Source organism: Levilactobacillus yiduensis, from assembly GCF_024718525.1.
GTDB classification, from domain to species: Bacteria; Bacillota; Bacilli; order Lactobacillales; family Lactobacillaceae; genus Levilactobacillus; species Levilactobacillus yiduensis.
This window is the reverse complement of sequence record NZ_JAMXAZ010000008.1, coordinates 67,547-80,516: the sequence shown is the minus strand read 5'-3', so window position 1 is coordinate 80,516 and position 12,970 is coordinate 67,547. Positions and strand designations below refer to the sequence as shown.

Genomic DNA, 12,970 nt, shown 5'->3' with positions numbered 1-12,970 from the left:
AAGCCTATCGTAAAGTCAGTTGCCCGATAACCAAGCCGCCAGTCGTACTCACCCCACACCGCATTAGAAAACGCCCAGTTATCACACGAAAAATTTACCCAGCTATTATTGAAATGCCAGCGGATTGTATTGTCGCTCATGTAAACTGATAAAAGCGCCTACAATCGGGCAGTTTGAAAATATTGGAGAGAAAATAATGGCTGATAACAATAACAATAAAATCACCTTAATGGCCTTGGTCATGATGATCTTTACGACCGTCTTTGGCTTTGCCAACAGTACGGTGGCCTATTTCTTAATGGGGTACTCGTCGATTCTATTTTACTTAGCCGCCGCAGTCCTGTTCTTTATTCCGTTTGCGTTAATGATGGCGGAATACGGGGCCGCCATTAAATCCGACGAGGGGAGTGGGATGTATCAATGGCTGGACCGCAGTGTGGGCCCCCGGTTTGCGTTTATCGGGACCTTCATGTGGTTTGCCTCCTACATCATCTGGCTGGTTTCCACTTCCGCCAAGGTTTGGATTCCGTTTACCACGACCTTCTTTGGCCGCGACCAAACGCAAAACTTCGCCTTTGCTGGGATGAACGCCACGCAGGTCATTGGGATTCTGTCATGTTTGTGGATGATCTTGGTGACCTGGGTTTCCATCAAGGGGGTCAAGGGCATCGTGCGTATCACCAGTCTGGGTGGCTTAGCCGTTATGAGCTTAAACGCCATCCTGTTGGTCATTTCCGGCATCGTCTTGGCCTTACGTCACGGCGAATTTTCCCAACCCCTGAGTACCTTCTTGCATTCACCACATCCGAACTATCAGCAACCAATGGGAATCATGAGCTTTGCCGTGTTTGCCATCTTCGCTTACGGGGGCCTGGAAGTTCTTGGAGGAATGGTTGATAAGACTAAGAATCCGGAAAAAACGTTCCCCAAGGCCATTGTCATCTCGGCCATCGTCATCACGTTGGGCTATGCCATTGGGATTCTGTGCTGGGGGATCAGCACGAACTGGCAAAAGGTCTTGTCTGACCCGACGACCAACATGGGGAATATCAGTTACGTCATGATGCGTAATCTCGGGGACGTCTTGGGTGAATCGTTAGGTCTGAGCGCCGCGACGAGTACCACGATTGGGTTGTGGTTCGCTCGTTATACGGGGCTGGGGATGTTCCTGGCTTACTCTGGGGCCTTCTTCACGCTGACGTATTCGCCACTGAAGACGCTGATTATGGGGACGCCCAAATCCATGTGGCCAAAGAAGTTCACCAAGCTCAACGCCAATGACATGCCAAGCTACGCCATGATGCTGCAGTGTGCGGTGGTCATCGTGATCATCCTGCTGGCGTCATTTGCCTCAACCGATGCCTCGGCGTTCTACAACATCCTGACCTTGATGGCTAACGTTTCCATGACGTTGCCGTACCTGTTCTTGGTCTACGCCTTTCCAAAATTCAAGCACAACCGCGATATCATGAAGCCGTTTGAGGTCTACAAGTCCCCAACTTGGACGACCATCATCAGCTGGGTCGTGTTCATCGTGGTCCTGGGGGCCAACACCTTCACGCTGATCCAACCCATCTTGGAAAACGGCGACGTGCAAAGTACCATTTGGATGCTGGTCGGGCCAATCCTGTTCGGCGTCATGGGCATCATCTGGTACGACATTCGCCAACGCAAGCATGTGAATGATTAAAAATGATTCGTAAAAAATGCAACCGACCTGCTGAGATGGCAAGCTGGTTGCATTTTTGATTACGCTTGGCAGAACTGGCAGCCTACGCCAGCTAGGGATTCCGCCTGCTCTGGGGAACACCTCCAGACTGAGAAGCGGTCTTCCGGTTCGCTTGAAAGCCTGGCAAAATTCGCCAGTCTCTCAAGTCGTCCCACCCAGTAACCTGGCATAAGACGCCAGCTAACTGGGTCGACACAGCTAGCGCCATCCCTAGCTGGCTCCGGCGGGTGAGGACTGATCAGTAACGTGACCGATAAAGCCAATTAGCGCGGAAAACTGAGGCGATAGTGTCAGATGATAAGTGATTTTCAACTTGCCAATGACTAAAAAAATGCAACCGACCTATTGAGATGGCAAGTCAGTTGCATTTTTGAGTGTTGATGATATTAGCGATGGTGACCAGTCGTAGCAGAACGAATCGCTGCTGACAATCACAACCGTAGCCGGAGTTCGCCAAATATGGGTTCAGCCGTGGGAGTTACCTTAGCGGCACGGGTTATGCCGGTTAGGTAACTGGCGTCTTTGAGACGCGACCTTCGGCTCGAAGGCGAGGTGTCGAGACCGACTTTTGGCTCGACCCGTCCGCCCACCGCGTTCCGACCCATATTTGGCGGACGGGAGGCGGCCATTTTCCACAATCTTGCCTAGTTCAGCAGAACTAGTACTGCTTACCGGTTTCGTAAACGATTTCTGGCTCGTTACCCGTCCGCTCGTTGCGGTTGAGAATATCGATCATGGTCATTTCATCAACGTCCAAGTCGAAGTCAAAGATCTCGGCATTTTCCTTGATGCGGTCGGGATGCGTGGACTTGGGAATTGTGACCAGCTCGTGTTGCAGCTCCCAGCGCAAGACGATTTGCGCGACTGATTTGTGGTGGTGCTTGGCCATCTTCATCAGCATGGGGTTGTCCAGCACGGCGCGGCGGCCCAATGGACTCCAAGCTTCCGTCACGATATCTTTTTCCTTATCATAGTCGAACAGGGCTTGTTGGTTCAGGTAGGGGTGATATTCGACCTGGTTGACGACTGGCATTTCCTTGGCCTGCGTGGCCAGTAATTCCAGGTGAGAAATGGTGTAGTTGGATACACCAATCGAGCGAACCTTGCCGTCAGCCTTGAGCTGTTCCATGGCCTTCCAGGTGTCAAAGAAGTATTCGCGCACGGGCCAGTGGACCAGCAGTAAGTCCAGGTAATCGGTCTGGAGACGTTTCAAAGAGCCTTCCACGGCCTTCATGGTCCGGTCATAACCCTGAACAACTTCGGCGACCTTGCTGGTCAAAAACAGGCCTTCACGGGGCAAGCCCAGTTGTTGTAGTGTTGGTCCCAAGATATCTTCGTTACGGTACAACATAGCGGTGTCAAACATCCGGTAACCCGCGTTCCAGGCCGCGTCGATAGCGGTGTTCATGGTTTCCTGGTCGCCGATTTTGTAAGTCCCAAAGCCCATTACTGGCATGCGATTGCCGTCAGCGAGCTTGATCGTATTGGTAATTTTGGTAGGTGCCATTAAAAATCCTCCTTGACGGCAGATACCGTCAGTCATTTCGTGTGTGGCGCGCCACACATAATACTTCTAATCTTAAGCTAAAACCGCAGAAATGACAACGCTTACCGGCGTTTGAATTGGTCGTAGAGGTTAACACTGGCTTCAATCAGCATCCCAAAGGTCATCAGCCACATCGCCAACATATCTTGGTGGGCCAACATACACCCTAGCAAAATAACGTAGAGAATAAATAAAATAACCGCTGTAGATTTATGGTTCAAAATAAACCCTCCCTTTGACTAGTTTGCTACCAATTCCAGTATAGTCTTCTGGTACTAGACGCGTGGCAAATTTGGTTGCGATTCCTTAAAAGATTACCCGAATCTGAACGAAATAGGGGCGAGTCGGTGGGGTTTTCTAGTACAATGAAGGGGTAAACATGAATGAAGGAGGCTGCGGGGAAATGACCACAACGAAACGTCACGAGACACCAATTGATTTGGGCTTAACGGCCGCTGAAGTTGCCCAGCGGGTGGCGGCGGGTCAACAGAACGATCCCTTACCCCCGCTGACCCGAAGCGTGCAACAAATCTTTCGGGATAATTTATTAACCCTCTTTAACTTAATCAATGTGCTGCTGGGGGGACTAGTCCTGTTCACCGGCAGCTATAAAAATTTACTCTTCCTGGGCGTCGTCGTGGTCAACACGGGGATCGGTATCTTCCAGGAAATTCGTTCAAAACGGCAGGTCGATAAGCTGGCCCTATTGTCGGAAGGCAAGATCAAGGTGGTCCGCGACGGACAGGTGGCGGCGTACCACCAAGACGCCATCGTGGCCGACGATATTCTGGCGCTGGGACGGGGAGATCAATTACCCGTCGATGGCGTCATCCGCGAGACTGCGGGCCTAGAAGTCGACGAATCCCAGATCACCGGGGAGGCGACGCCCATCAGTAAGCAAACGGGCGATGATTTGGTCTCCGGTAGCGTCATTCTCGGCGGCCGGGCGGTAGTGCAAGCGACCACGGTCGGTCACGGGAGCTTCGTCAAACAGCTGGCACACTCGGCCAAGCAAAACCGCCGCAGTGCTAGCCAATTACTCACGATTATTAATCGGATTATTAAAGTGCTCACGTTTGCCATTATCCCGTTAGGTGCCGCGCTGTTCATTGCCGCCGTGCTACGGGGACAGAGCCAAAACCGCGCCATCTTAGGCACGGTGGCCTCCATGGTCGGGATGATTCCCGAGGGCTTGGTGTTACTGACATCGGTGGCCTTGGCCGCGGGGGCGTTTACCCTGGGGCGCCATCACGTGCTGGTGCGAGAATTACCTGCCATTGAGGCGTTGGCCCGCGTTGACGTGCTGTGTTTGGATAAGACCGGGACCATTACCAACGGTCAGCTCCAATTGGACCGGGTGGAACCTCTGGGGACTATGAGCCAGCAGACGGCCCAAAACCGGCTGGCGCAACTGGTCGCGGCAACCGGTGACGATAACGAAACGGCCCAGGCCATTCAGGCGGCCTTGGGTACGCCGTCAGTGACGTCTGGCCAGGTCCTCCCGTTTTCCTCCGGCCGCAAATGGAGTGGGGCCGTTTTAGATGGGCAAGCCACCATCATGGGTGCCCCCGAGTTTATCTTCGAAACGGTCCCAACTGCGGTCCAACAACGGATTCAAACGCTGGCGGCTGCGGGCTACCGGGTGCTGGTTTTAGCGACGGCCGCTGATCTGGCGACGCCGCGGCCGACCACCCCGCAGGTCATTGGCTTGATCCTGATCACTGATGAACTCCGGCCGCGGGCCAAGGATACCTTTGGCTTCTTTGCGAATCAAGACGTGGCCCTGAAGGTCATTTCTGGCGATAATCCGGTCACGGTCGCTAGCATTGCCGAGCGGGCTGGTATCGCCGGGGCCCAACAGTTGATCGACATGAGCCAGGTGGGACCCAGCCCCGATTACGCCCAGTTGGTCGCGGACTACAACGTATTTGGCCGGGTGACCCCGCAACAAAAGGAGTCGCTGATCAAGGCGTATCAAGAAGCCGGGCACACGGTGGCCATGACCGGTGATGGGGTCAACGACCTGTTGGCCTTGCGCCAGGCCGACTGTAGTATTGCCATGGCCTCGGGAAGCGAAGCCACCAAGAGTCTGGCCGATTTCGTGCTGGTCAATTCCAACTTTGACGCGATGATCAATGTCTTAAACGAAGGCCGCCGGGTCATTAACAACATCGAACGGGTGGCCTCGCTCTTCTTGATCAAGACTATGTATTCCGTGGCGTTGACGCTGATTTTCATTTTCATGAGCCGGAGCTATCCGTTTGAACCGATACAGCTGACGCCGATTTCGTCATTGATGGTGGGAATCCCCACGTTCTTCCTGGCGCTGCAGCCCAACTATGCCCGAATCACGGGACGCTTCATGAAGCAAGTCATGGAGATTGCTGCACCGGCCGCCGTTTGCGTGGTCGGCTATATCCTGGTCATCATGGCCATCGGCACCCAATTCAATCTGAGTTTTGCGACGACCTCGACGCTGAGCGTGCTAATGACCGGCCTGATCAGCCTTAACGCGCTGGTCATGGTCGCCCGGCCGTTGAACCGTTTCAAGGTCGGCCTGGTAGCGCTGATGGCGGGGCTGTTTGCCATCATCTTCATCTTCTTTGGCCCCATTTTTTCGCTGGTGAGCCTATTGAACTGGAAATTAGCACTGCTCTACTTGCCGCTGATGGCCAGCGTGGTGCCAGTCTTTATCCTGGTCCAAGACGTCTTGGGTCGCCGGATCTTAAGTAAGATTCGTTGGCGCTAGATGAATTGCCGAATTCGAGTTTTAGCTAGTCATTGGGACTAGATTATATGTTATAATTGGAACTAGAAACGGAAGGGTAGGGAAAAGACATGGCTGATTTTAATCAATACACCCGTTGGGAACACCAGATGCACGGCGTGAAATTACCGCGCTGGGATGATTTACCGAAGTTTGACCTGTACATGGACCAGGTGACCGCACTGATCAATGACGTGCTGGGACCGCTGGGTGTTGATATGATCACGCCCGCTATGATCAACAATTACGTGAAGCATAACGTGATCTTGGCGCCGGTGAAGAAGAAATATCAGACCATGCAGCTGACCGATATTTTAATGATCAGCCTCCTCAAGCCCATGTTCCAAACGGATACGGTGCGCTCAGGAATTGACCAGATCACTGCGGGCGATTACCCCAAGCAGGCCTATGACAACTTCATTGACCGCTTGGAAGACCGGCTCCACCATTTAGGCGAGGACCAGGTTCAACCGGCAGCAAAGGACTTGAACGAAAAGCTCATGCAAGTCGCTGTCGATGCTGTGGTGGCGCGTTTACAGTCAGAAAAGCTGTTGCACTTGATCAAACGGCCGTTGCGTAAGATTGAAAAGAAATAACGTGAAATGCCATCTTCGAGTTCGTTGGGGATGGCATTTTTTAATGGCTTGTCAGAATTCGAGGTAGCAGGCATAATCATAGTGGAGGTGAAGATGACTGTAAAAGTTCAAAAGCAAGGTGAGACGTTGATAGTGGCACTCCCAGCTAGCTTGCAGGTTGAAGCGAACGCAGAATTTGACGTGATTCAGGAAACGAATGGCATTATTTCCTTCGTACCAGTTCAACAGAATATTTTTGCACAGCATCCGGATGATGATTTACGAGCGGATATTGCGGCGATGAACCTTGGTGACAACGGCCGTGCCGTGGGGAAAGAGAATGTTTGGAAGGTTTAATGATCGTTACCATGTTTTATTTAGAAAATAAAAAATCAAAACGACTGCTGACTAGATGCAAACTAGTGTCAGCAGTCGTTTTAGTATGAGGTCAGTGAAAGCGTCTTTAGACTAGAACGAAGATTTCTTTTTGATTCGCAACACGTCATGTGACCCTGTGGTGACAAGCGTCAACGTTAATATACTTTGGTCGATTTGGTAAATGACAATCCAGCCATCGTAATGGCCGTGATGTTTTTGCAAACGGGCGGGGTGAAATTCTCTAAATCCCTGCCATTGCCCTTGCAATGCGTGGTCGTGTATTCGGGCTTTTTTAGCATTGTCTTTGGTGACAATTGCTTGAATGCAGTCTGCAATTAGACTTACCGGATAATGTTGTTTGCCAAGTGTTTTTAATTCACGCTTAAACGTCCGCGTTTGTCTAATCTTTATTTTCGTCAATGTTATTTAACCAATTTTCCAGGTCGTGAATTGTACCAATATCTTCGGTGCGTCCCGATTCAGCCTCTTTTTTAGCGGCTAATGCTTCAGGTGAATCTAGAAAACTGATTAATTGAACTTCATTGTTGGCGGCTTTAACTAATGATAAACGAATATATTCCGAAAGTGTCAAACCTTGTTTTTCTAAGTTCTTTTTAGCACGGTCACTAATGTCAGCTGTGACACGTGCAGAAACTGTTTTATCACGAATCAGCGTGGTCATAAAAAAGTCGCTTCCTCTCTTTGCTCGTTTACGTCCGTATTACATTATGAGGATACGAAGATTTTGACGATTTGTCAAAGGAATTGCTTGGAGCTAATGTTTCCCACAAAAAACGACTGCCAACCAGGTTCAGGACCTGTGTCAGCAGTCGTTTTTGCGTGTAAAATTATTGCGTTTGGGTCTCCAAGGATAAGTCATTCATAAGTGTCAACAACAGGTTGGCGTAGCTAGGGTGATCCGTGTTGTCCTTGATTTCCTGTTGGATCACCGACAAGTTGTTGGTGATGACCCCATTGGCGCCCATGAACATCATCTGGTCCAGGTTGGTGATGGTGTCGATGTCCCAGGCATAAACTTTTTTATGCTGGCGATTGGCCTGGTCGATGAAGGTGTCATTGAGCGTTGTAGATTCCATGGTGTAGGCATTGGCCTTAGTGTGAGGGAACGTCAGGTTATACGGCATGATGTAGCTGACAAATAGGTCGGGGTGTGCCGTCTTCAATTGATTCATAATCTTATAACTGAGCGTGTGAACCTGTTCGTGATTGGCGAGGATGCGTTTGCCAAATTGCCGGTAGAAACGTTCGGCGAGATCGGGCGTATCGGCGCTACCCGTCTTGATCTCAATCAGGAGCTTTTGGTGGTGAGCAATGGCCGTGTTCAAATAGTGATTGAAGCTAGGAATCTTGGCTTGATAGCCGTTTTCCGTGACGGTCACTTTAGTCAGTTGCTTAAGTGTCATCTTGGACACGGACCGCTTCAATCCAGCCAGCGCCTTGAGGTTGCCATCGTGCATCACGACAAACTGGTGGTCCTTGGTCATGCGGATGTCCATTTCCACGAAGTCGGGCTTTTCCCGGCTAGTCTTGACCATGGCGGGAATGGTATTTTGCACGCCATTGCCGTTGTCGACGCCTCGGTGGGCAATCGTCAGGGGCTTAGTCATGGCCAGACCGTTGAGATAAATCAGGTTGAAACCAACTAGCGCCGCACTGATGACGGTCAGACTGCTGATGATCAGGAGTCGGGTCCGCAGTTTGGTCTTGGCAGGTTCACGGAAGCTGAAGAGCGACAGTGGTGTTTGCCGATGGGTGTCGTGGCTGCTCAAGATAATCATCATGAAGATGATCGTGGCGTAGCACACCAAAAATTCCGTGAGTACTTCCATCAAGAAGAGATTGGCGGTCGCCGCCACCAGCGCCACGCCGGTCTTGTCGAAGAGCACCTGACCAACGTACAGGACGGCGTAAATGACGAAGACGACCACGCTGATCAAGACCAACGTCAAAATAATTTTGCTAAAGTAGTTCCAGAAATTATAGCGGGTGCGTTGCCAACTCAACCGGATGGCCTCGCGGCTGTGGTAGTGGTCGAGCATCATCAGCGGTAGGACGGCAATCAGGCGAATGCCAATGTAGGCCGCCACCACGTAGAGGATGGCTAGCAACGCGGCCCACAGCGGATTGTCCAAGAGATAACTCATAATGAAGGCGGGAATCTTTGCCTTGTTGAGCAAAGGCGTGGTGAACAGCTCGCTACCGAACGGAATGATGACGATAAAGTAGCCAATAAAGAAGAAAAAGGTGCTGGGTGAGGCCCCGGCAATGCTGCGGACCGTGTCACCCAGCAGGGCGCGGGTCGTTTCCGGGCGGCCGTTACGGATATTGATGATTCCCAGTAACAGATAAGCGAATTGCCAGTAAATTAGGGTAACAACCACTAATAGGATTAAAAGTAGGCCAATGATGGCCAGGGGATGGTTCAGCGCAATGGCGCCAATATTGGTATAAGACACGTAGGGAACGTGTTGCCAGTCCATCAGTGCGGACGTCAGCCAGGTCAAGGCCGGCACCGCCAAATAACTGATCGCCAGGTTGGTCACGAAGACCAGCGTGACGTAGCTCCCCCAGTGTTGGAAAAAGTGGTGGGTTGCTTCCCGCCAGAACCGCCAAGCTTGCACAGTTCTCAACTCCTCTCGATTCACGAAAAGTCCCAGTGGATGCCGGAACTTTAGGGTATGTGTTTACCTACTACTTTAGCACAATGGGTCGGTGGCTACCTGAGAAAATAAGCGGGCCAGGAATAGCGGTCGCCATCACGAAGAATGGCCAGGTTTATGAAAAAGTTGATCGATAGTTATGAAAACGAAATGGTTAGGTAGTGATATTATTCACAGAAAGAAAAACGACGAAATTATTTTAGCTATCGTGTATGCGCTTACATTCAAAGCAGCTGTAAACACCGGCAAACAAGGCATAGTAAGCCAAGCGAATTAATTGTGATTATTTTAACAAAAAAGGCTTGCGTAATTTTGAAATCATGATATGATATATCTCGTGAAGAAGTTAACAAAGATGTTTTCAAAGATGGAGGCATAACCATGTTAAAAGACGTGAAAGAGAAAACGACTACTAAAAAACAAGAAAACAATGAAACTGTTGATCAAATGATCGACCGCTTAACCGCCAAGGCCCACGACGCCCTGTGCGCTATGGATAATTTCGACCAAGCTAAGGTCGACCACATCGTTCATCAAATGGCCATCGCCGGGTTGGACCACCATATGGAACTGGCCAAGGCAGCCTTTGACGAAACGGGTCGGGGTGTGATGGAAGACAAAGCCATCAAGAACATGTACGCCACTGAAGAAATCTGGCACTCAATCAAGAAGGACAAAACGGTTGGTATCATTAAAGACGACCACGAACGGCAACTGATTACCGTGGCTGAACCACTGGGTATCTTGGCCGGGGTCACCCCCGTGACGAACCCAACGTCCACGACGCTGTTCAAGTCCCTGATTGCGGTGAAGACGCGGAACCCGATCATCTTCGCCTTCCACCCACAAGCACAGAAGTCTTCCGTGATGGCTGCTAAAGTCGTTCGCGACGCTGCCATCGCAGCCGGGGCACCAGAGGGCGTGATCTCTTGGATTGAAACGCCAAGCATTGAAGCCACTACTGCTTTAATGAACCACCCGATGGTTGCCAGTGTCTTGGCTACCGGTGGTCCTGGCATGGTCAAGGCCGCTTACTCCACTGGGAAACCAGCCTTAGGGGTCGGTCCTGGTAATGGCCCAGCCTACATTGAAAAGACGGCTAACATCAAGCGGGCCGTGTACGACATTGTGTTGTCCAAGACGTTTGATAACGGGATGGTCTGCGCGTCTGAAAACAGTGCCATCATCGACCAAGAAATCTACGCAGAAGTTAAGAAGGAAATGCAAGACCGCGGCGTCTTCTTCATTAAGAAGAGCGACGAAAAGGCCTTGGCCGAAGCCATGTTTAAGCCTGAAGGTGGCGTGAAGGGCCCCGTTCCTGGGATGTCTGCCCAAAAGATCGCTGACATTGCGGGTATCAAGATTCCTGCCGGCACCAAGGTCTTAGCTGCCGAAATTACCGGTGTTGGGCCAAAGTTCCCACTGTCTCAAGAAAAACTGTGCCCAATGATTTCCGTTTACAAGGCTACCAGTAAGGACAATGCGTTTGACCTCTGTGACCAACTGCTACACTTCGGTGGGCTGGGTCACACGGCAGCCATCCACACCATGGACGATGATTTGGCCACTGAATTTGGTATCAAGATGAAGGCCAGCCGGGTCTTGGTCAACACGCCATCCGCCATTGGTGGAATCGGGAACCTCTACAACGAAATGGTGCCATCACTGACCTTGGGGACTGGTTCATGGGGCAAGAACTCCGTGTCCCACAACGTTTCCTCATTTGACCTGTTGAACATCAAAACGATTGCAAAGCGGCGAAATAATATGCAATGGATTAAATTACCTCGAGTTTACTTTGAAAAGACTTCTGTTCGTTACCTCGACGATATGCCGGGCATTAAGCGCGTCTTCTTGGTCACCGACCCAGCAATGGTTGAGTTGGGCTACGTGGACACGGTCTTGAACGAATTGAAACGCCAACCAAACGGCATCGAATACTCCCTGTTCTCCGACGTTGAACCGGACCCAACGACTGACACGGTCAACCGTGGGGTCACGCAAATGCGGATGTTCAAGCCAGATACGATCGTGGCCTTAGGTGGGGGTTCTGCGATGGACGCTGCCAAGAACATGTGGTTGTTCTATGAAGACCCAGAAGCCAGCTTCTTTGGGGCTAAGCAAAAATTCCTGGACATTCGGAAGCGGGCTTACAAGTTTAACAAGCCACACAAGGCCCAATTCGTGGCCATTCCAACGACCTCAGGGACTGGTTCTGAAGTAACTCCATTCTCCGTCATCACGGATTCCAAGACCCACGTGAAGTACCCACTGGCCGATTACGCCTTGACGCCAGACGTTGCCATCGTGGATTCCCAATTCATCGAAACGGTGCCAAAGAAGACGGTCGCATACTCTGGACTGGACGTCTTGACCCACGCTATCGAATCCTACGTGTCCAACATGGCTTCCGATTACACTCGGCCATGGTCACTGCAGGCCATCAAGCTGGTCATGGACAACCTGACTAACTCCTACAACGGCGATATCACGGCGCGTGAAGAAATGCATAACGCCTCGACCTTAGCCGGGATGGCCTTTGCCAACGCCTTCCTCGGGGTTGACCACTCCATCGCCCACAAACTGGGTGGGGAATTCGGCTTACCGCATGGGTTGGCCATCGCCATCACCTTGCCACACGTGATCCGGTACAACTTCAAGGAACCTTCCAAGTTGACCATGTGGCCGAAGTACGAATACTTCCGGGCCGACGAAGACTACGCCCAAATTGCGCGGTACCTGGGCTTGCCAGGCACGACGAAGGAAGAATTGAAGGAAGCTTTGGTCCACAAAATCATCGACCTGGCCCACTCAGTTGGCGTAACACTGAGCTTGAAGGCCAACGGTGTCGACAAGGCCCACTTCGACAAGGCCGTCGACAAATTAGCCGAACTGGCCTTCGAAGACCAATGCACGACCGCTAACCCACGCGAACCACTGGTTTCTGAACTGAAACAAATTATGATTGACGAATACGACGGGAAAAACGTTGAGAAATAACGGTTTTCACCAGTATTCAAGGCACAACTCTCGTTAAAGCTAGGTCAGTTTCCCTTTACCCGGGGAGGCTGGCCTAGTTTTTTTAGGGTTGGCGTGACGCGTGATCCCGCTACTGACGACGGATTGACGGTTATCGGGTAGATAAAAAGTGCGTGTTTCTACTATATTATACTGGGAGTTAAGCGTAAATGGTGGTGGGTGATGAACATTAGTAGTGGGTGGTCATTAGGGCCCTTAGGCAAAATTGATGGAAAAGTTGGTCGATTTCGCTTAATTATTAACGACTGCAATCAT

The 12,970-nt window shown here is 51.1% G+C and carries 11 protein-coding genes; 6 read left to right on the top strand and 5 right to left on the bottom strand.

Annotated features, from left to right (window positions below; genetic code table 11):
- Positions 1-196 precede the first annotated feature (196 nt).
- Positions 197-1,690 (top strand): glutamate/gamma-aminobutyrate family transporter YjeM, encoded by a 1,494-nt coding sequence (gene yjeM, locus NGM66_RS06500; protein ID WP_208907723.1) that lies wholly within the window; start codon positions 197-199, stop codon positions 1,688-1,690.
- A gap of 697 nt (positions 1,691-2,387) precedes the next feature.
- On the opposite strand, the gene NGM66_RS06495 is transcribed toward yjeM, so the two are convergent.
- Both NGM66_RS06495 and NGM66_RS06490 read right to left on the bottom strand, forming a co-directional pair.
- Complete coding sequence (locus NGM66_RS06495; RefSeq protein WP_208907724.1) at positions 2,388-3,236, bottom strand: aldo/keto reductase; 849 nt, start codon at positions 3,234-3,236, stop codon at positions 2,388-2,390.
- A 101-nt stretch (positions 3,237-3,337) separates the two neighbouring features.
- Positions 3,338-3,496, bottom strand: a complete 159-nt coding sequence (locus NGM66_RS06490) for a hypothetical protein (protein ID WP_208907725.1) — start codon at positions 3,494-3,496, stop codon at positions 3,338-3,340.
- Positions 3,497-3,678: 182 nt separating this feature from the next.
- On the opposite strand from NGM66_RS06490, the gene NGM66_RS06485 reads away from it, so the two are divergent.
- From NGM66_RS06485 to mazE, 3 genes are all read left to right on the top strand, one after another.
- Complete coding sequence (locus NGM66_RS06485) at positions 3,679-6,024, top strand: cation-translocating P-type ATPase (protein WP_208907726.1); 2,346 nt, start codon at positions 3,679-3,681, stop codon at positions 6,022-6,024.
- Between the two features lie 89 nt (positions 6,025-6,113).
- Entirely contained in the window at positions 6,114-6,638 is a 525-nt protein-coding gene (locus NGM66_RS06480; RefSeq protein WP_208907727.1) for a DUF1836 domain-containing protein, read from the top strand.
- A 93-nt stretch (positions 6,639-6,731) separates the two neighbouring features.
- Complete coding sequence (mazE, locus tag NGM66_RS06475) at positions 6,732-6,974, top strand: type II toxin-antitoxin system PemI/MazE family antitoxin (protein WP_209280009.1); 243 nt, start codon at positions 6,732-6,734, stop codon at positions 6,972-6,974.
- 111 nt (positions 6,975-7,085) lie between these two features.
- Here the strand turns inward: mazE and NGM66_RS06470 are convergent, their stop codons facing one another.
- From NGM66_RS06470 to NGM66_RS06460, 3 genes are all read right to left on the bottom strand, one after another.
- Positions 7,086-7,415, bottom strand: coding sequence for a type II toxin-antitoxin system RelE/ParE family toxin (locus NGM66_RS06470; RefSeq protein WP_245155297.1), 330 nt, complete (start codon positions 7,413-7,415; stop codon positions 7,086-7,088).
- Positions 7,396-7,677 (bottom strand): type II toxin-antitoxin system RelB/DinJ family antitoxin, encoded by a 282-nt coding sequence (locus NGM66_RS06465; protein ID WP_208907728.1) that lies wholly within the window; start codon positions 7,675-7,677, stop codon positions 7,396-7,398. The genes NGM66_RS06470 and NGM66_RS06465 overlap by 20 nt, the downstream gene beginning before the upstream one ends.
- Before the next feature lie 166 nt (positions 7,678-7,843).
- Positions 7,844-9,637 (bottom strand): glycerophosphoryl diester phosphodiesterase membrane domain-containing protein, encoded by a 1,794-nt coding sequence (locus tag NGM66_RS06460; RefSeq protein ID WP_208907729.1) that lies wholly within the window; start codon positions 9,635-9,637, stop codon positions 7,844-7,846.
- A gap of 178 nt (positions 9,638-9,815) precedes the next feature.
- On the opposite strand from NGM66_RS06460, the gene NGM66_RS06455 reads away from it, so the two are divergent.
- Together NGM66_RS06455 and adhE are read left to right on the top strand one after the other, a co-directional pair.
- A complete protein-coding gene (locus NGM66_RS06455) occupies positions 9,816-9,953 on the top strand; it encodes a hypothetical protein (RefSeq protein WP_258115458.1) in 138 nt (45 codons plus the stop codon).
- A 104-nt stretch (positions 9,954-10,057) separates the two neighbouring features.
- A complete protein-coding gene (gene adhE, locus NGM66_RS06450; protein WP_208907730.1) occupies positions 10,058-12,676 on the top strand; it encodes a bifunctional acetaldehyde-CoA/alcohol dehydrogenase in 2,619 nt (872 codons plus the stop codon).
- Positions 12,677-12,970: the final 294 nt, after the last annotated feature.

Coding starts and splice junctions, on each gene's coding strand:
- NGM66_RS06485 (WP_208907726.1), top strand. CDS start 3,679: ATGACCACAACGAAACGTCACGAGACACCAATTGATTTGGGCTTAACG.
- adhE (WP_208907730.1), top strand. CDS start 10,058: ATGTTAAAAGACGTGAAAGAGAAAACGACTACTAAAAAACAAGAAAAC.
- yjeM (WP_208907723.1), top strand. CDS start 197: ATGGCTGATAACAATAACAATAAAATCACCTTAATGGCCTTGGTCATG.
- NGM66_RS06480 (WP_208907727.1), top strand. CDS start 6,114: ATGGCTGATTTTAATCAATACACCCGTTGGGAACACCAGATGCACGGC.
- NGM66_RS06465 (WP_208907728.1), bottom strand. CDS start 7,677: ATGACCACGCTGATTCGTGATAAAACAGTTTCTGCACGTGTCACAGCT.
- NGM66_RS06495 (WP_208907724.1), bottom strand. CDS start 3,236: ATGGCACCTACCAAAATTACCAATACGATCAAGCTCGCTGACGGCAAT.
- mazE (WP_209280009.1), top strand. CDS start 6,732: ATGACTGTAAAAGTTCAAAAGCAAGGTGAGACGTTGATAGTGGCACTC.
- NGM66_RS06455 (WP_258115458.1), top strand. CDS start 9,816: ATGAAAACGAAATGGTTAGGTAGTGATATTATTCACAGAAAGAAAAAC.